The organism is Streptococcus sanguinis SK49 (assembly GCF_000212815.1).
GTDB lineage: Bacteria > Bacillota > Bacilli > Lactobacillales > Streptococcaceae > Streptococcus > Streptococcus sanguinis_C.
Genome location: NZ_GL890985.1, coordinates 998,564 through 1,016,720 on the forward strand (window position 1 = coordinate 998,564; position 18,157 = coordinate 1,016,720).

Sequence of the window (18,157 nt, forward strand, 5' to 3'; positions counted from 1 at the left end):
GTCATTTCAAGTGGTGTGACACTTTGGACATTGATAGTCGATCAGAAAGGGGTGATAAAGAAATGAAATTTATTGATTTATTTTCAGGTATCGGTGGCTTTCGACTAGGAATGGAAAGTGTCGGACACGAGTGTATTGGATTTTGTGAGATTGATAAATTTGCTAGAGAATCTTATAAGTCCATTTTTCAAACAGAAGGAGAAATAGAATTTCATGACATACGAGATGTTTCAGATGACGAATTTAAAAAACTTAGAGGGAAAGTCGATATCATCTGTGGGGGATTCCCTTGTCAAGCATTTTCAATCGCAGGAAGACGATTGGGATTTGAAGATACTAGAGGCACTCTGTTCTTTGAAATTGCTCGGGCGGCCAAACAAATCCAACCACGTTTTCTTTTTCTTGAAAATGTTAAAGGCCTACTCAATCACGATAAGGGACGGACGTTCACCACAATCCTTACCACGCTTGATGAATTGGGGTTTGATGTTGAGTGGCAGGTGCTTAACAGTAAGGATTTTGGCGTTCCCCAAAACAGAGAGAGGGTGTTTATTATCGGACATTCTAGAAAGAAAGGTACCAGACTCCTATTTCCTTTCAGACGAGAAGGTCAAGCAACTAACTCTGAGACTTTGAAAGAACTAGGGAATTTAAATCCATCAAGAAGTGGAATGAGTGGTAAAGTCTATTATTCAGAAGGTCTTGCGCCAACTTTAGTTCGTGGAAAAGGAGAAGGATTTAAGGTTGCGATTCCTTGTATGACACCAGATAGATTAGACAAAAGACAAAATGGTAGACGTTTCAAGGATAATCAAGAGCCAATGTTTACTTTAAATACTCAGGATCGTCATGGCATTGTCGTTGTTGGAGATTTACCGACTAGCTTTAAGGAGACAGGTCGTGTCTATGGAAGTGAGGGCTTATCTCCAACACTGACTACAATGCAAGGTGGAGATAAAATTCCTAAAATACTAATTCCAGAACCAATCCAATTTCTAAAAGTCCGAGAGGCAACGAAAAAAGGATATGCTCAAGCAGAAATAGGAGATTCAATCAATTTGGAAAGACCAAGTTCTCAGTATCGTCGTGGTAGAGTTGGCAAAGGTATAGCGAATACGTTAACAACTAGTGGTCAAATGGGAGTAGTAGTGGCTAGCTATGAAGGAGAAGATAAACAAGTTTATCATGTAACCGGTGTCTTGATAGATGGACAATTTTACCGTCTAAGGATAAGACGAATCACTCCTAAAGAGTGTTTTCGCTTGCAGGGATTTCCTGATTGGGCTTTTGAAGCTGCTAGAAAAGTCTCTAGTAATAGTCAGCTCTATAAACAAGCTGGTAATAGTGTAACCGTTCCTGTGATTGCCGCAATCGCAAAAAAATTAAAAGAAATAGAGGAAAAAGATGAAAGCATTAAATAAAGAATCAATACTAGATTGTGATGAATTAGAAACAGAATTACATGACGCAGAAATCAAACAGCTGGATGAACAAATATTTTTGATGCCCAATTATCCATGTGAGTTTGAGGTGACATTTTTAGATGATTACCATAAAAAACACAACTACCCCCTATTTTACGAATCCTATCTTCAAAACATTATGGAATTCCTTGAAAGTCAGGATATAAAGAACGGAGCTGATGCCTTTGTAGATGATCATCAGAATCTTGTTTTTGTTTTATATGGACAAGGCTATCGAGCCGAGGGAAAAGAGGGAATACTTACAACCCAAGTAACTGTAAAAGCTTATGATGAAGACAAGAAACCGATTAACTTCGCAAATTTATTAGATTCCTTAATAGTCTCAGAATATCAAATGGAACCGAATCTTTGGGAGGTCTCCCATGATTGATCTCTATCTAAGTAAAAATAGCCATAGAAATCAACTTCTTTTAGACTTCTTCCAAAACTATGGCATCGAGGTATCTTGTCATTCAGTTTCTGAAATGACAAAGGATAAATTAATTGAGATGATGAGCTATTCTTCAGATTGTTTTGAGTTTTTATCTCCTAATTTATTACGATTTAAGAACCGTGACAATCTAAAATTAACAGATTTCATTGAAATGATATTAAAAAATCCTGAACTAACTATTAGACTTCCTCTTGCGGTTTCAAATAAGAGGGTTTATCCAAATCTGAATCTGGAGGAGGCTAGAGCTTTATTGCCAAGAGATACAAAACAATTGATTTACATGGCACAAACACATTATTTATCTAACTAAAGGAGAAGCAATATGGCTGAACGATTTTGGGAGAACTTGTCCATTATTTTGGCTGAAAGAAATATTAGCTGGATTGAGTTAACCAGAAAAATGTTTGCGGGAGAGTTTCACTATCCAAGTGAATTGAATCGTTTGTATCAAAAGATTCGCCACTATAAGATGGAACAACGAATGCCTCAAAGTCCATGGGTAGAAAGGATTGTGCAGGTATTAGATTTAGATTATGAAGATTTATTTCGGAGGTAACTATGAAAAGAATAATTCCAGTTTATATATTCCAACAAGTAAATGTCCTATTGGTATCCCTATACTTACTGAAATTTCTTTGTATCGGTGAGTTAACTATACTACAGATTCTCTATGGAGCGTCGCTTATTTCTTTTTTATGGATGTATGGTCAACGAAAACAAGTGATCAAAGTTAATATGAAAACTAGGATAAAATGGCTTGGTATTGGATTTGTCAGCCTACTGATTATAAGTCTATGTTTTAGTCTGATTCATGCTCAAGGAAGCACGAATCAAGCAAACTTAATTGGCCTTCAACATCAAGTTCCTTGGTTTTCATTTTTATTGTTCTTAATCAATGCGAGTATGATTGAAGAATTTTTGTATCGAGAAATTTTATGGAACTTGGTCAAAAAATTAGATATCAGAATTGCGTTGACAAGTGTTTTGTTCGCTTTAGCTCATCATCCAGGAACCATTCTAGCTTGTTGTTTGTATGTTTCATTGGGAATGTTTTTAGGGATGGTACGCTATAAATCGGACTTATGGGGCAGTATGGGGCTACATTTGGTGTGGAACCTACTAGTTTATAGTTTGCTGCTTTTTTAGAGTAAATTAGCTTGTTTTAGGGAAATGAAATGCTAACGTTATGTAACAATGTTAGTCTTTTATTTCAAACTCTTTGATTAATATGAATTTAGCTCGACAGAAAAATAAGAAATGTGATAAAAATTTCAACTACTCTTGTCTATAATAAAGCTACCTGTTCTTTGAAAATTGAATCCACTCCGTCTTGATTAGCGTGCCTGTGTAAGTAGGGACTGAGAGTATTTCCCTGTGAAGGGCAACTGGCACAAGACGTGTGTGAGAATTTTCTAACAGACACGGAGTTTATCGTTACCAGACTTAAACGATGCGACAAACTAGATAAAGGAGTTAATCATGAAGGTAGTAAACTTGTATGATTTGAAACAAATGGGAAATAAAGGTGGTTGTACCATCCAATTGATTCATCACTTTCCTTTTGGTATGGGCTTAGGACATCTCAAAAAAGACTACATTGAATTTAAACGTGTTGGTATCGTTGATGGGAAAGCAGTAGAAGTTACTCTTCGAGAACCTTATTCGAGAGATCTACTGCAGGTAGTTAAGTCGATTAAGCAACGTCAGAAATTGATAGCTTATCGTTATAAAGAAGGAAAGTTGCTATTTGTTAAGAAGGAGGCCTCAGATGTCCTCTGAACAACAGGAACGAATGGCAGTTCAATATGCAGAGCGTAGTCTTTTGTTTACTGTCAAAAGTCTTTTAAAGATTCTAGAATGGTCTAGACGTCAGGCTTTAGCACAGGATTCCGCCTATAAGATAGGGGTACAGAAATTAGAAGAATTGCTACAATCTCCTTATTCGATTGATACGATTAATCTGAAAAAAGATTTTTTAGACAAACCAATTGATATAGAGAAATTTAAAGCTTTTTTAGAAAAAGAAGAGATTCCTTTAGCCATCGCTTGGCAAGGGGATTCTCTGCATTTCTACACGAAAGACCGTTCGATTCTGGACAATCATTTAGACCATCTTTTAGAAAAAATGGTTAATGATCCGGAGAAATTAGCTGATTTTACCATGGATAAGTCATTAGATGATGCAATTGATGAGGCGAAATCCCAAATTACCTTTAGACAAGAAGGAGCCGTCAAACAGAAAGAGATGGTGAGATGATGTACAGTGGAAAGAAATTCCTACTATTCTCACTGTTAGGTATCTTACTAGGCTATCTTTTTCATCGTTTGACGCTTTTGTATGATTCCTATACTGGAAATACCTTAGATAAATGGACTCATCTTCTAATTGAAGGTCAAGATGAAGTTCTTCAGTCGCCATGGAATGTTTCTTTTACTGGAAAATCAAGTGCTTTTTTTCTTCTAGGTTTTGTGATGATGTTACTGGTTTATCTCTATCTAGAGACTGGTAAAAAACAATACCGAGAAGGGGTAGAATACGGGAGCGCCCGTTTTGGAACTCTAAAAGAAAAGAAGCTCTTTTACGGTAAGGAATTTTCTCATGATACGATCTTAGCACAAGATGTTCGTTTGACATTATTAGATAAAAAACCACCCCAATATGATAGAAATAAGAATATTGCGGTGATCGGAGGTTCAGGAAGTGGGAAGACCTTTCGCTTTGTGAAACCCAATCTGATTCAGATGAATAGTTCTAATATTGTAGTGGATCCTAAAGATCACTTGGCCGAGAAAACAGGCAAACTCTTTTTAGAACATGGCTACCAAGTAAAGGTGTTAGATTTAGTCAATATGAAGAACTCAGATGGCTTTAATCCTTTTCGCTATATAGAGACAGAAAACGATTTGAATCGCATGCTGACGGTTTATTTTAATAATACCAAAGGCTCTGGATCCCGTAGTGATCCATTTTGGGATGAAGCTTCTATGACTTTGGTCCGAGCTTTAGCCTCCTACTTGGTCGATTTCTATAATCCACCCAAAACAAGAGAACAACTCATAGAAGAAAGTCGTTTAAGTCAAAAGGAATACCAAAACTTGTTGAAACGTCAAAAAAAAGAAGTGGAAGAGCGAAAAAAACGAGGGCGTTATCCAAGTTTTGCTGAAATCTCAAAACTCATTAAACACTTATCCAAGGGTGAAAATCAAGAAAAAAGTGTCTTAGAAATTCTATTTGAAAATTATGCTAAAAAGTATGGGACTGAAAATTTTACCATGCGAAATTGGGCAGATTTTCAAAATTATAAGGATAAGACTCTGGATTCTGTTATAGCTGTAACCACTGCTAAATTTGCCCTCTTCAATATTCAAAGTATCATGGATTTGACCAAAAGAGATACCCTTGAAATGAAGACATGGGGCAAGGAAAAATCAATGGTCTACTTAGTTATCCCTGATAACGATAGTACCTTTCGCTTTCTTTCAGCCCTCTTTTTTTCAACCGTATTTCAAACCCTAACAAGACAAGCAGATATTGATTTTAAGGGTCAATTGCCTCTTCATGTGAGAGTTTACTTAGATGAGTTCGCAAATATCGGAGAAATTCCAGATTTTGCTGAACAAACCTCAACAGTTCGCTCTCGTAATATGAGTCTCGTTCCTATTCTACAAAATATTGCCCAACTTCAAGGGCTCTATAAAGAAAAAGAAGCTTGGAAAACCATTTTGGGGAACTGTGATAGCTTAGTCTACTTAGGTGGGAATGATGAAGATACCTTTAAATTTATGAGTGGATTACTCGGTAAACAAACCATTGATGTTCGAAATACCAGTCGTTCATTTGGCCAGACAGGTTCAGGATCCCTTTCTCATCAAAAGATTGCCCGTGATTTAATGACACCTGATGAAGTCGGAAATATGAAACGGCATGAATGCCTGGTTCGAATTGCCAATATGCCTGTCTTTAAAAGCAAAAAATACAATTCCATCAAGCATCCAAACTGGAAGTACCTAGCCAATCAAGAAACCGATGAACGGTGGTGGAACTATCAGATCAATCCTTTGAATCAAAGACAAGAAAACCATCTTGAAGGTCTTAGAATTCGTGATTTAACTTTTGAATCTAGTTTAAAATAAAAATAGAAAAGAGGAAATAGATGATTACGCATTTTAAAGGTTTTGTTTATGGAGTAGACGCAAGTGCTATGTTTGCACAAGCTATGTCTTTGTTACAGAAGGGATTGATTGCGGTTGGTGCCTTTCTCGTTGTTGTGGGGATTGTTAACCTTGCAACCAACATTAAAGATGGTGGACCAGGTGTTCGGAATGCCATTCTTGAAATTGTCGGTGGTGTTATGGTCGGGGCTGCTGGAGCCTTTGTAACCCAGATTTCAATTTAGGAGGATAAACAATGACATGAATCTTAGTTTAGTCTCACCCTTTGTTTACCTTGCATCTGAAAAAATATCAGCTGAAAATTTATTTGAAGGATTTAATGTAGATTTACAATCTACGGTAGATTTGATTAAATCTCTATCTAGCTATAATCCAACCGTTTGGAATTATATGTCTAGTATTACTAAAAGTGTCATGCAGCCTCTTGGAGTTGCGATTTTATCAGTTGTTCTCATCTTAGAATTTTCAAAGATGGCAAAGAAGATTGCTAACTCAGGTGGAGCGATGACCTTTGAAGCATTAGCCCCGATGTTGATTAGTTATATCATGGTCGCAGTTGTAATTACCAACACGACCGTCATTGTAGAAGCCATCATCGGGATTGCGAGTCATGCCATTGAACAAGTGGCCTCGATTGTGGCACACGGTGGGGCAAAGTATGATACCATCTCTGGATTAAAAGGGTCAGGATTTATTGGCCGGATGATTGTGGGCTTTTTCGCCCTCCTCATTTGGCTTGTTCGGATAGTAAGTGCAGCCATGGTCAATCTTTTGGTATCTATTCGATTTATTCAACTCTATCTTATGATTCCATTTGCCCCTCTTACGATTCCAACATTTTTAAGTGATGAGTGGAAGTCTATTGGTATTGGCTATTTAAAAAATATTATGGTCTATGCGGTACAAGGGGTTCTCATTTTTCTGATTGTTTCTCTTGTTCCTTTGTTTGAATCTGCTGGGAAAATAGCTGTTTCAAATGGTGCAGGAGTCCTGCAATCACTTGCGATTATGTTTGGTAGTTTGGTACAAGCTATCTTACTGATTATTGCCCTCGTTGGTTCTCAACGTACGGCTCGCTCAATCTTAGGTATGTAATTAGATAAAGGCTAGGAAGTGAATGCTTCTTAGCCTTTTTAGAAAGGAAAGTCATGAATACACGTGTCTTTAAAGACATTTCAAAATACCAACACAGGGCTTGGTTAGGTTTCACCACAAGACAAATCATCTTTGTTTTACCAGCCTTTATTGTCACAATTATTGTTTTGGGCTTGAATCTCTTTTTCTGGCAATTTGGAGATTGGTTTGTTTACGGTTTTGTGTTTGCTTTTACCATCCCCCTCATGCTTTTTGGAGTCTATAAACCCAATGATTTATATTTTGAACATTATTTGAAATACCGTCTTCATTTTGAATTAACGGTTCCCCTACGCACAATTACAGGAAAGAAAGGACCTGAACATGAAAAGAAAATCAAATACATTAAAGAAGCAAAAAACTTCAATGACTAATAAAAAGGAAGTAGTTAAAGGGAAAAAAGAGGAAGTGTTACCCTCTACGGCTAATACTCTTTCCTATCAAGCCCTATATCAAAATGGTCTGATGCAGGTAAAAGAAGATTATTTCTCACAAAGCTATTTACTTGGTGATGTCAATTACCAGACCGTTGGTTTAGAAGATAAGGGCGCAATCATTGAGAAGTATTCTGATTTGATTAACTCTTTAGATGACCAAACCAACTTCCAATTGACTATCTTTAATAAAAGATTGAATTTAGAAAAATTCAGACAAAGTGTTTTGTATGAGGAAAAAGAAGATGGATATGATACCTATCGTAAAGAATTGAATCGGATGATGAATCAGAATTTAGACAGTGGTGAAAATAATTTTTCAGCTGTGAAACTGATTAGCTTTGGTAGAAAGGATTCTAATCCCAAACAAGCTTATCGCTCCTTGTCTCAAATTGGAGAATATTTCAAGAGTGGTTTCTCAGAAATTGATGCTCGATTTGAATCCTTGGCTGGAGAAAACCGTGTGAACTTGTTGGCGGATATGCTTAGAGGAGAACACCATCTTCCTTTTTCTTACCGTGATTTAACGAGATCTGGTCAGACAACTCGTCACTTCATAGCCCCTAATCTCTTGGATTTTAAAAACAAGAATTACCTACAAATCAATGACCGCTTATTACAGATTGTCTATGTGAGAGACTACGGCATGGAATTAGGGGATCAGTTTATCCGAGACCTCATGCAAGGAGATTTGGAATTGATTGTAAGCCTTCATGCTCAAAGTTCGACTAAGGCAGATGCCATGAAGAAACTACGAACAAAGAAGACCTTGATGGAATCCCAAAAGATTGGGGAACAACAAAAACTAGCTCGTACAGGTATCTATTTGGAAAAAGTAGGCCATGTTTTAGAAAGCAATATCGATGAAGCTGAAGAACTCTTAAAAACCATGACCGAGACAGGAGATAAACTATTTCAAACAGTCTTTTTGATTGGTGTTTTTGGTCAGGATGAAGAAGAACTCAAACAAGCTCTAGATACGATTCAACAAGTGGCCGGCTCAAATGACCTAATGATTGATAAACTTCCATATATGCAAGAAGCAGCCTTTAATAGTTTGCTGCCATTTGGTTGTGATTTTTTAGAGGGAGTATCACGGAGTTTATTAACGTCCAATATAGCAGTGAACTCTCCATGGACTTCAGTAGATTTACAAGACCGCAGTGGGAAATATTACGGTATCAATCAAATCTCAAGTAATATTATTACCATTGATCGCAGCCTATTAAATACACCGTCAGGTCTGATTTTAGGAACATCTGGAGCTGGGAAAGGGATGGCAACCAAGCATGAAATTATCACGACCAAAATCAAGGAATCTGGTGAAAATACTGAAATTATCATTGTGGATCCAGAAGCAGAATACAGTGTCATTGGACGAGCTTTTGGGGGAGAAATGATTGATATTGCGCCCGATTCCCAAACTTATCTCAATGTCCTTGACTTGTCTGAAGAAAATATGGATGAAGATCCTGTAAAGGTAAAATCAGAATTTCTTTTATCCTTTATCGGCAAGTTATTGGATAGAAAAATGGATGGAAGAGAAAAATCGATTATCGACCGAGTTACCAGACTCACCTATCAGTCATTTAAAGAGCCTTCTTTGGAAGAATGGGTCTTTGTCTTGAGCCAACAACCAGAAGAAGAAGCGCAGAACTTGGCACTTGATATGGAACTGTATGTCGAAGGTTCTCTTGATATTTTTTCTCATAAGACCAATATTCAGACAGGATCTAACTTCTTAATCTATAATGTTAAAAAGTTAGGAGATGAGCTGAAACAAATCGCTCTTATGGTAGTGTTTGATCAGATATGGAATCGTGTTGTTCGGAACCAAAAATTAGGGAAGAAGACCTGGATTTATTTTGATGAGATGCAGCTTCTCTTATTAGATAAATATGCCAGTGATTTCTTCTTTAAATTGTGGAGTCGTGTCAGAAAATATGGAGCCAGTCCGACTGGAATAACTCAAAACGTCGAAACCTTATTGTTAGATCCAAATGGTAGACGGATTATTGCAAATAGTGAATTTATGATTCTCCTCAAGCAAGCAAAAAATGACCGAGAAGAACTAGTTCAACTCTTAGGCTTGTCAAAAGAACTCGAAAAATACCTTGTCAATCCAGAAAAAGGGGCAGGACTGATAAAAGCTGGTTCAGTTGTCGTACCCTTTAAAAATAAGATTCCTCAAGGTACTCAATTGTTTGATATCATGAGTACGGATCCTGATAAAATGGCTTCTAACTAAGGGGAAGTAGAATGAAGGATAAAAGAAAAATCATACGTGCCCGAAAGGCATTTAGAAGAAGTCTAAAAGATGAGAAGAAATTCTTGAAACAAGGAAAGAAGGAGGTGAAGAAACAGAAAAAAGATTCCGCTGTACTGGATGAAAAAGCATGGAAAAAAGAGATAAAAGAAAAGCTAGAGGAGATGAGAGAAGCTTCAAAGGAGAGAGTAAAACAAGCAAATGAAGACTACAATCATATTCTTCAAAATAGTCCTCCATCTCTTTTGAATCGAAAAGAATTAAGAGACAGACGGTTGCCTCATGCTAGGAAACGATTGAAAATAGCCAAGAAGCAATTTAAGGATGCAAAGGTAGAAGCAAAAGAAGAAAGAAAAGAGAGTCGTAAAGAAAGAAAAACCAATCAAAAATTTCTTTATGGTCAGGAATCGAAAGCAAAATCTAATTTTTTCTTTCAAGGGAAGAGTTTAGAAGAATTAAAAGCTAAGAAAGAAGTCAAGGCTGCAAAAGAGAATCTAAAATCTACTAAACAAGCCTATAAGTCCAAAAAAGTAAGTAGGAAAGCCAAAACTTTTCTTTATGTCCTTGGACGTGAAGGTGGAGAGTTAGCTTCAGAAAATGAAGATTTAGAAGGCTATCGCACACTTCAAGAGACCATTAGAAAAGGGAAACGCTACAGTAGGCTTTCTTATAATCTTGGGAAAGCTAGTGTCAAAACAGGACAAGCAACAGGTCGTTTTACCAAGAAAAGACTGACCAACACAAAAGAGCGATACCATCATTTTAAGGCTGGAAAAGGATGGAAACTAGGGAAAGAGAATCCAAGTTCCTTTAAAAATCAGTTTCGAAAATTAAAGAAACAAGGTCTTACTAGTGTCCGAAATATCTATCAAAAACTAAAAGCAGCCTTTTCCTTCTTTACATTTGCGGCCGGAAATCCTGCAACCTGGATAGTTGGAGGAATAGTCTTTCTTCTTTTACTTATGATGAGCTTCTTTTTAGGATTTTCATCTGCTAGTTTGATTCAACAAGATGAATTTGAATTAACAAAAGCTTATACCCACCTAACCTGGGAAGACGCAGAACATACTCGCAAAAATGACAAAGGAATTACTTATTACACAAAAGTTGATGATGTGATGGGGTATATGAACTTTAAATTCCATGACTATGAGTTACACAAACCAGTTCACTTATTTAGTTCCGAAACTTACAAGGATTATCTGTCTACTTTGTGGCATGATTTAAACGATGGGGATGATTTGAAATCCATGCAAGACCTCTATGAAACTCCTAAGTATAAACTATCGAAAGACGATCAAGAGGAAATAAAGGAACTAAAAGAAGAGGGTGTCTATGCTTCCATGCAGGAATTGGACAATCCATTTGAGGGGAAAAGCAACGAAGATAGTCTAACCATGACTTATCGTTATGGATACTATGATTTAGATGGAAAACCTACCCTTCAGGAGTACATTCTACTAGAAGCGAAGGCTCACCAAACAATTGTCGCACCAATGGATGGAGTTGTATCTCTAGACGGAGATGATGTTATCCTTACTAACGGAAAAGGAGAGAATGAGAGTCGATTGACCTTGTATTCTATTCATAATGGCCGTGCGATTGAGGGAACAAGGGTCTTAACTGGTGATGTTATTGGTGAGACACCAGACGATACAGGTTTGAAAGTTTCCTATCAAAAGTATAAGAACAAGAAAGAAAAATTGGTGTATGTCAATCCGCAATTTTATTTTCCAAAAGTCATTCAACTTCAGACAACTATCTTACCTGCCATTGGTCAGTTTGGTGGGGATGAGTTTGAACGAGCAAAACATATTTATGAGTTTTTGAAATCTCAAGGGGCAAGTCCCCAAGCCATTGCGGCTATTTTAGGAAATTGGTCGGTAGAATCTTCTATCAATCCTAAACGAGCTGAAGGGGATTATTTATCTCCTCCAGTTGGCGCTACCGATTCCTCATGGGATGATGAAAGATGGTTAGCGATAGGAGGGCCAGCCATTTATAGTGGTGCTTATCCTAATATCCTTCATAGAGGTTTGGGGTTAGGTCAATGGACGGATACCGCAGATGGGTCAACACGTCATACAGCTTTGTTAAATTATGCACGCACCCAAAATAAGAAATGGTATGATTTAGACCTCCAACTTGATTTTATGCTTCATGGGGATAGTCCTTACTATCAAAGTTGGTTAAAGGATTTCTTTAAAAATACGGGTAGTGCAGCCAATCTCGCCCAACTCTTCCTTACCTATTGGGAGGGAAATTCTGGTGACAAACTACTGGAAAGACAAACTAGAGCAACGGAATGGTATTATCAAATTGAAAAAGGCTTTAGTCAAACAAATGGAGGACAGGCAAAAAGTGACCCACAATCCCTTGAAGGGGTTCGTGGGGACTTGTATGATCATTCTGTTCCTGGTGGTGGAGATGGTATGGCCTATGCCTATGGACAATGTACATGGGGTGTTGCGGCTCGTATGAACCAGTTAGGATTAAAGCTAAAAGGTAGAAACGGAGAGAAGATTTCAATCATTAATACCATGGGAAATGGTCAGGACTGGGTTGCGACAGCTTCAAGTCTTGGTGGGGAAACTGGCTCTACACCAAGAGCAGGTGCCATTGTTTCTTTTGTGGGAGGTACACATGGCACACCAGCAGACTATGGTCATGTGGCTTTTGTCGAGAAAGTTTATGATGATGGCTCTTTCCTTGTGTCTGAGACAAACTATGGGGGTAATCCTAACTATACCTTTAGAAAAATCTCTCAAGCAGATAGTGCCATCAGTTTTGCTTATACTACGAAATAGAAGAGTTTACACTTGAAATTTTAACAATTTTAGGTAGAATAAATAGTGTAGATGAGTAGTCGGCTCATGGTCAATCTGATAGTAATCTTGGACATAAGGGCCAAGTGGTGGCGGACACCAGAACGAAATCCGATAGCAATCTTGGACGTAAGGGCCAAGCGGTGGCAGACACCAGAATAAACCGACTGACTAGGTGGCTTACAGACTCTGTAAACCACCTTTTTTGTGAGGAAAATATGGCAAATTCTAGAGATTATCGTAATCCAAATTACACCGAAAAAATAAAACTTCAGCGTTTTTTTACTCAGCTACAAATTGCGGCTTCTTTTTTTAAAGAACACTTCGTTGGCAAAATCATGTATTATGAAACAGAAATAGAAAGTGTTGAACTTCATTTTTCACCTACTAATTTCGGGTCTTCGGAATATATAGTGGAATTACTTTCTTAATAGTTTAAAAACAACTGGTGTTTAAATCGGATTTTCTGGTGGGATGTTAGGATAATCAATAGTATTATATAAAAGTATCAATCACATACGAGTGATACTTTGGGAAAAAAATAAAATAGTCCAATTTACTTGACCGTGTACTATGGTACATGGTTTATAATATTCAGGGGGTGAAATAAGATGATTTATCGCATTAGTGAGTTTGCAGATAAATGTGGAGTTAATAAAGAAACGATCAGATATTACGAGCGAAAAAATTTATTACAAGAACCTCACCGAACGGAAGCTGGTTATCGGATATATTCATATGATGACGTTAAGCGTGTTGGGTTTATTAAACGAATACAGGAACTTGGTTTCTCTTTAAGCGAGATTTATAAATTACTTGGTGTTGTAGATAAAGATGAAGTTCGTTGTCAAGATATGTTCGAATTTTTTTCTAAAAAACAAAAGGAAGTGCAAAAACAAATAGAGGATTTAAAACGAATTGAAACTATGTTAGACGACTTAAAACAACGATGTCCAGATGAAAAGAAATTACATTCGTGTCCAATAATAGAAACATTAACATGAGAGATTAATTAACGAAAGGAGCTTTTTTATGAATAAATTTAAGGTAAACATTTCAGGAATGACTTGTACGGGTTGTGAAAAACACGTAGAATCAGCACTTGAAAAGATAGGTGCTAAAAATATTGAGTCTAGTTATCGTCGTGGTGAAGCAGTATTTGAACTGCCCGATGATATTGAGGTTGAAAGTGCAATAAAGGCGATTGCTGACGCAAATTATCACCTGGGCAAAGCAGAAGAATTTCAATCGGAACAAAAGACGAATTTATTGAAAAAATATCGGCTAAACATTGAAGGAATGACCTGCACTGGTTGTGAAGAACATATTGCGGTTGCTCTTGAAAATGCAGGTGCAAAAGGGATTGAAGTAGACTTTCGTCGCGGAGAAGCACTGTTTGAACTACCGTATGATGTAGACATTGATATCGCGAAAACAGCGATTACTGACGCACAATATCAACCGGGCGAAGCAGAAGAAATACAAGTGCAATCGGAAAAAAGGACAGATGTAAGTTTAAATGATGAAGGTAACTATGATTATGATTACATCATCATCGGTTCTGGTGGAGCTGCCTTTTCATCTGCCATTGAAGCCGTTACTTTGAACGCAAAAGTGGCTATGATTGAGCGTGGAACGGTGGGTGGAACTTGCGTTAATGTCGGATGCGTTCCTTCTAAGACCTTATTAAGAGCAGGGGAAATCAATCATCTAGCAAAAAATAATCCATTTGTGGGATTACACACTTCGGCTTCAAATGTTGATTTAGCGCCATTAGTAAAACAAAAGAATGATTTAGTAACCGAGATGCGAAATGAAAAATATGTGAATTTAATTGATGATTATGGTTTTGAATTAATAAAAGGTGAAGCAAAATTCGTAAATGAAAATACAGTTGAAGTAAATGGCAATCAAATCACAGCCAAAAGATTTTTAATAGCTACAGGTGCTTCTTCAACTGCACCTAATATTCCCGGATTAGATGAAGTAGATTATTTAACAAGCACTAGCTTATTGGAATTAAAGAAGGTTCCAAATCGTCTTACCGTAATTGGTTCAGGATATATCGGCATGGAATTAGGACAACTATTTCATAACCTCGGGTCAGAAGTCACTTTGATTCAAAGAAGCGAGCGTCTATTAAAAGAATACGATCCTGAAATTTCAGAAGCCATTACTAAGGCCTTAACAGAACAGGGAATTAATTTAGTAACAGGTGCAACCTATGAACGAGTTGAGCAAGATGGAGACATTAAAAAAGTTCATGTTGAGATAAATGGTAAAAAGCGAATTATTGAAGCAGAACAATTGCTAATTGCCACTGGAAGAAAACCAAATACAGAATCATTAAACTTACATGCAGCAGGCGTTGAAGTTGGTTCCCGTGGTGAAATTGTCATTGATGATTATCTTAAAACGACCAATTCCCGAATTTATTCAGCTGGAGATGTCACTCTCGGTCCCCAATTTGTTTATGTAGCTGCTTATGAAGGTGGACTTGCTGCTCGTAATGCAATCGGAGGACTAAATCAAAAGGTCAATTTAGAAGTGGTTCCAGGCGTTACGTTTACTTCTCCATCGATTGCAACGGTTGGTTTAACGGAGCAACAGGCAAAAGAAAAAGGATATGAAGTGAAAACATCGGTATTGCCGTTGGATGCTGTTCCAAGAGCGCTCGTTAATCGGGAAACAACAGGTGTTTTCAAATTAGTGGCAGACGCGAAAACATTGAAAGTGTTAGGGGCGCATGTAGTGGCAGAAAACGCAGGAGACGTAATTTATGCAGCAACATTAGCTGTGAAATTCGGTTTAACTGTTGGAGATCTGAGAGAAACGATGGCTCCATATCTAACAATGGCAGAAGGATTGAAGCTGGCTGTCCTAACTTTTGATAAAGATGTTTCGAAATTATCTTGCTGTGCAGGCTAAGGGAACTTTTTTACAACTCCCTATTCAAGTGAACCAGCTAATGCTTTAAGGGATTTTCTAAGTGCATTTGTGGTCACAAAAATAATTTAACACTGATGATTTCGACATCAAATCTATAATTGATACCTTAACACCGCAGAGTAATAAAGGATGAATAATATGTCAGACTTATTATCCTTACCAGACATTAAAACAATAGAACCGCCACAAGAAAATGAAACCGATATGATGTTTAAAGTTGAAGCAGTCGGACCACCTGAATGTTGTCCTGAATGTGGTTTTGACAAGTTGTACAAACACAGTTCAAGAAATCAACTAATTATGGATTTGCCCATTCGTTTAAAGCGAGTGGGCTTACAATTGAACCGTAGACGATACAAGTGTCGTGAATGCGGATCTACCTTCTGGGAACGCCTAATATCTGTAGATGAAAAGCGTAGTATGACCAAAAGGCTTTTAAAGTCCATTCAAGAGCAATCCATGTCTAAGACCTTTGTAGAAGTCGTAGAAAGCGTTGGTGTTGACGAAAAAACCATTAGGAACGTTTTTAAGGACTATGTGGCACTCAAAGAACGTGAATACCAGTTTGAAACTCCTAAGTGGCTTGGGATAGACGAGATACATATTATCCGTAGACCTCGGCTTGTATTGACTAATATTGAACGCAGGACTATTTATGACATCAAGCCTAACCGTAACAAGGAAACAGTCATCCAACGTCTTTCAGAAATCAGTGACAGGACTTACATTGAGTACGTCACAATGGATATGTGGAAGCCCTACAAAGACGCAGTGAACACTATCCTTCCACACGCTAAAGTTGTCGTAGATAAGTTTCATGTAGTTAGAATGGCTAATCAAGCCTTAGATAACGTCAGAAAGTCTTTGAAAGCCCATATGAGCCAAAAAGAAAGACGTACCTTATGCGTGAAAGGTTTATCCTTCTAAAGCGTAAACACGATCTAAATGAACGTGAATCATTCCTCTTAGATACTTGGTTAGGTAATCTTCCTGCTTTAAAAGAAGCCTATGAACTCAAAGAAGAGTTTTACTGGATATGGGATACTCCTGATTCAGATGAAGGTCATCTTCGTTATAGTCAATGGAGACACCGTTGTATGTCCAGCAACTCTAAAGACGCATATAAAGACCTCGTGAGAGCCGTAGACAACTGGCATGTTGAAATATTCAACTACTTTGATAAAAGGCTCACTAATGCTTATACGGAGTCAATTAACAGCATTATTAGGCAGGTAGAGCGAATGGGTAGAGGTTACTCGTTTGATGCCTTACGAGCCAAAATCCTTTTCAATGAGAAGCTCCATAAAAAGCGTAAGCCACGATTTAATTCAAGTGCTTTCAATAAAGCTATGTTATACGATACTTTCAATTGGTATGAAGTGAATGATCACGACATTACAGACAACTTAGGTGTCGTTTTTTCCACACTTATTAAGAATTAGGAGAAGGGTGATTTATAAGCCCTTTTCCACCATAAAATCCGAATACCCCTAATTTCATGCACCTATGTGGTGTTGATTACCGAAAAGGTGCAGGCAGTTTCTTTGACGATTGTTTAAATAGGCATGTCATAATTGATGAGTTGAAAATAAAAAAAGATGGAACCACAATGCAAAAGTTACAAGTTTTAGGATCCATTGAGGAGTTATTGGGAAAGCATGTTCATCTAACTGGTTCAGGACGTTATTTGTATTTGGAGTTTGATTATGCTTTACGTACAAGAAAACAGATACTAGCATTAACATTGAAAGAGACATCAAGGAAAATTGTTCCTCAATCTTTATTAGATTTGAAGAGAAAGACAGTATTTCCAAAAGGTCAAAAAGTAATTTCAATTTACTCAAAACATTTACAAACGTCGGAACTTTTTTATTATTTAAAAGATTAGTTTACATATCTTTTGTGGCATAAAATATATTTTTATCATTTTCAGGAGAACGCAGTTTTGGCTCGTTCTCTTTTTTTTGTTGTGATACTTCTTTCAAGGAATATTTGGTAGGATTGGAGTGAAAAAAGATTAACTAGGAAAGAAGGAAGTATATGGAAGGCATTTATCAACGTGATTCGGATCGAGATGGATTAACTGATGCTCAAGAATTGGCGCTAGGAACCAATCCTCTTAGCGCAGATTCTGATGGTGATGGACGTTCAGATTTAGTGGAAGTAGAAGAAGGAACCAATCCCTTAGAAAAGGATTTACAAGACATAGACCAAACAAGTATAACTGAACCGTCTTCAGTATTTATGGAAATGAAACAAAAGATTTCAGATATGATGGAGAGTCACTACAAGGAATTTATACAGGCTCTTATTAGTATTGAAACAGGGATTGAAAACGAACAAGACCTAGAAGACTTATATACTTACTACATGAGAACAGATTCTATTTCTCTTTTGTCTAGTGATTTAGAAACCAGTCCTCAAAAGGTTGAAATGGAGATAGAGTTGTAGGGGAATCA

19 protein-coding genes and 1 pseudogene are annotated in these 18,157 nt (G+C 37.2%); 19 read left to right on the top strand and 1 reads right to left on the bottom strand.

Annotation, left to right across the window (positions count from 1 at the left end; translation table 11 throughout):
• The first annotated feature begins 62 nt into the window (after window positions 1-62).
• The 13 genes from dcm (at window position 63) to HMPREF9380_RS06010 (ending at window position 12,731) form a co-directional block, all read left to right on the top strand.
• Window positions 63-1,421, top strand: coding sequence for a DNA (cytosine-5-)-methyltransferase (dcm, locus tag HMPREF9380_RS06070; RefSeq protein ID WP_032907314.1), 1,359 nt, complete (start codon window positions 63-65; stop codon window positions 1,419-1,421).
• On the top strand, window positions 1,405-1,854 hold the full coding sequence (locus HMPREF9380_RS06065) for a hypothetical protein (RefSeq protein WP_000645882.1): 450 nt from the start codon (window positions 1,405-1,407) through the stop codon (window positions 1,852-1,854). The genes dcm and HMPREF9380_RS06065 overlap by 17 nt, the downstream gene beginning before the upstream one ends.
• Window positions 1,847-2,227, top strand: a complete 381-nt coding sequence (locus HMPREF9380_RS06060; protein WP_002933252.1) for a thioredoxin domain-containing protein — start codon at window positions 1,847-1,849, stop codon at window positions 2,225-2,227. The genes HMPREF9380_RS06065 and HMPREF9380_RS06060 overlap by 8 nt, the downstream gene beginning before the upstream one ends.
• Window positions 2,228-2,239: 12 nt before the next feature.
• On the top strand, window positions 2,240-2,473 hold the full coding sequence (locus tag HMPREF9380_RS06055; RefSeq protein WP_000840776.1) for a hypothetical protein: 234 nt from the start codon (window positions 2,240-2,242) through the stop codon (window positions 2,471-2,473).
• A 2-nt stretch (window positions 2,474-2,475) separates the two neighbouring features.
• Window positions 2,476-3,063 carry a CPBP family intramembrane glutamic endopeptidase gene (locus tag HMPREF9380_RS06050; protein ID WP_002933255.1) on the top strand — a complete coding sequence of 196 codons (588 nt, stop codon included), beginning with the start codon at window positions 2,476-2,478 and terminating at the stop codon, window positions 3,061-3,063.
• Window positions 3,064-3,396: 333 nt separating this feature from the next.
• Window positions 3,397-3,696 (top strand): hypothetical protein, encoded by a 300-nt coding sequence (locus tag HMPREF9380_RS06045; protein WP_000869763.1) that lies wholly within the window; start codon window positions 3,397-3,399, stop codon window positions 3,694-3,696.
• Entirely contained in the window at window positions 3,686-4,174 is a 489-nt protein-coding gene (locus HMPREF9380_RS06040; protein ID WP_000093677.1) for a hypothetical protein, read from the top strand. The genes HMPREF9380_RS06045 and HMPREF9380_RS06040 overlap by 11 nt, the downstream gene beginning before the upstream one ends.
• Entirely contained in the window at window positions 4,174-6,051 is a 1,878-nt protein-coding gene (locus tag HMPREF9380_RS06035) for a VirD4-like conjugal transfer protein, CD1115 family (RefSeq protein ID WP_032907319.1), read from the top strand. The genes HMPREF9380_RS06040 and HMPREF9380_RS06035 overlap by 1 nt, the downstream gene beginning before the upstream one ends.
• 20 nt (window positions 6,052-6,071) lie before the next feature.
• Complete coding sequence (locus HMPREF9380_RS06030) at window positions 6,072-6,314, top strand: hypothetical protein (protein ID WP_000627865.1); 243 nt, start codon at window positions 6,072-6,074, stop codon at window positions 6,312-6,314.
• Window positions 6,315-6,330: 16 nt separating this feature from the next.
• Entirely contained in the window at window positions 6,331-7,185 is an 855-nt protein-coding gene (locus tag HMPREF9380_RS06025; RefSeq protein WP_002933258.1) for a conjugal transfer protein TrbL, read from the top strand.
• Between the two features lie 53 nt (window positions 7,186-7,238).
• Window positions 7,239-7,598: a PrgI family protein gene (locus tag HMPREF9380_RS06020; RefSeq protein WP_002933260.1), complete on the top strand. Its 360-nt coding sequence runs from the start codon at window positions 7,239-7,241 to the stop codon at window positions 7,596-7,598.
• Entirely contained in the window at window positions 7,549-9,906 is a 2,358-nt protein-coding gene (locus tag HMPREF9380_RS06015) for a VirB4-like conjugal transfer ATPase, CD1110 family (RefSeq protein WP_173361589.1), read from the top strand. The genes HMPREF9380_RS06020 and HMPREF9380_RS06015 overlap by 50 nt, the downstream gene beginning before the upstream one ends.
• An 11-nt stretch (window positions 9,907-9,917) precedes the next feature.
• Window positions 9,918-12,731: a phage tail tip lysozyme gene (locus HMPREF9380_RS06010; RefSeq protein WP_002933263.1), complete on the top strand. Its 2,814-nt coding sequence runs from the start codon at window positions 9,918-9,920 to the stop codon at window positions 12,729-12,731.
• 29 nt (window positions 12,732-12,760) lie between these two features.
• Here HMPREF9380_RS06010 and HMPREF9380_RS11920 read toward each other — a convergent pair whose 3' ends face one another.
• Window positions 12,761-12,949: a hypothetical protein gene (locus HMPREF9380_RS11920; RefSeq protein WP_173361590.1), complete on the bottom strand. Its 189-nt coding sequence runs from the start codon at window positions 12,947-12,949 to the stop codon at window positions 12,761-12,763.
• An 18-nt stretch (window positions 12,950-12,967) separates the two neighbouring features.
• Here HMPREF9380_RS11920 and HMPREF9380_RS11750 point away from each other — a divergent pair, with 18 nt between their 5' ends.
• The 6 genes and pseudogenes from HMPREF9380_RS11750 to HMPREF9380_RS05985 all read left to right on the top strand — a co-directional run bounded on the left by HMPREF9380_RS11750 (window position 12,968) and on the right by HMPREF9380_RS05985 (window position 18,149).
• Window positions 12,968-13,180 carry a hypothetical protein gene (locus tag HMPREF9380_RS11750; protein WP_141562910.1) on the top strand — a complete coding sequence of 71 codons (213 nt, stop codon included), beginning with the start codon at window positions 12,968-12,970 and terminating at the stop codon, window positions 13,178-13,180.
• A gap of 180 nt (window positions 13,181-13,360) precedes the next feature.
• The gene (gene merR / locus HMPREF9380_RS06000; protein ID WP_000640385.1) at window positions 13,361-13,753 is read left to right on the top strand and encodes an Hg(II)-responsive transcriptional regulator; all 393 of its coding nucleotides are present in this window, start codon (window positions 13,361-13,363) and stop codon (window positions 13,751-13,753) included.
• A gap of 28 nt (window positions 13,754-13,781) precedes the next feature.
• Complete coding sequence (gene merA, locus HMPREF9380_RS05995; protein ID WP_002933267.1) at window positions 13,782-15,677, top strand: mercury(II) reductase; 1,896 nt, start codon at window positions 13,782-13,784, stop codon at window positions 15,675-15,677.
• A 228-nt stretch (window positions 15,678-15,905) separates the two neighbouring features.
• A pseudogene (locus HMPREF9380_RS11755) lies at window positions 15,906-17,140 on the top strand (ISL3 family transposase).
• 56 nt (window positions 17,141-17,196) lie between these two features.
• On the top strand, window positions 17,197-17,586 hold the full coding sequence (locus HMPREF9380_RS05990; protein ID WP_000549845.1) for a PBECR4 domain-containing protein: 390 nt from the start codon (window positions 17,197-17,199) through the stop codon (window positions 17,584-17,586).
• 152 nt (window positions 17,587-17,738) lie between these two features.
• A complete protein-coding gene (locus HMPREF9380_RS05985; protein WP_000398569.1) occupies window positions 17,739-18,149 on the top strand; it encodes a thrombospondin type 3 repeat-containing protein in 411 nt (136 codons plus the stop codon).
• Window positions 18,150-18,157 lie beyond the last annotated feature (8 nt).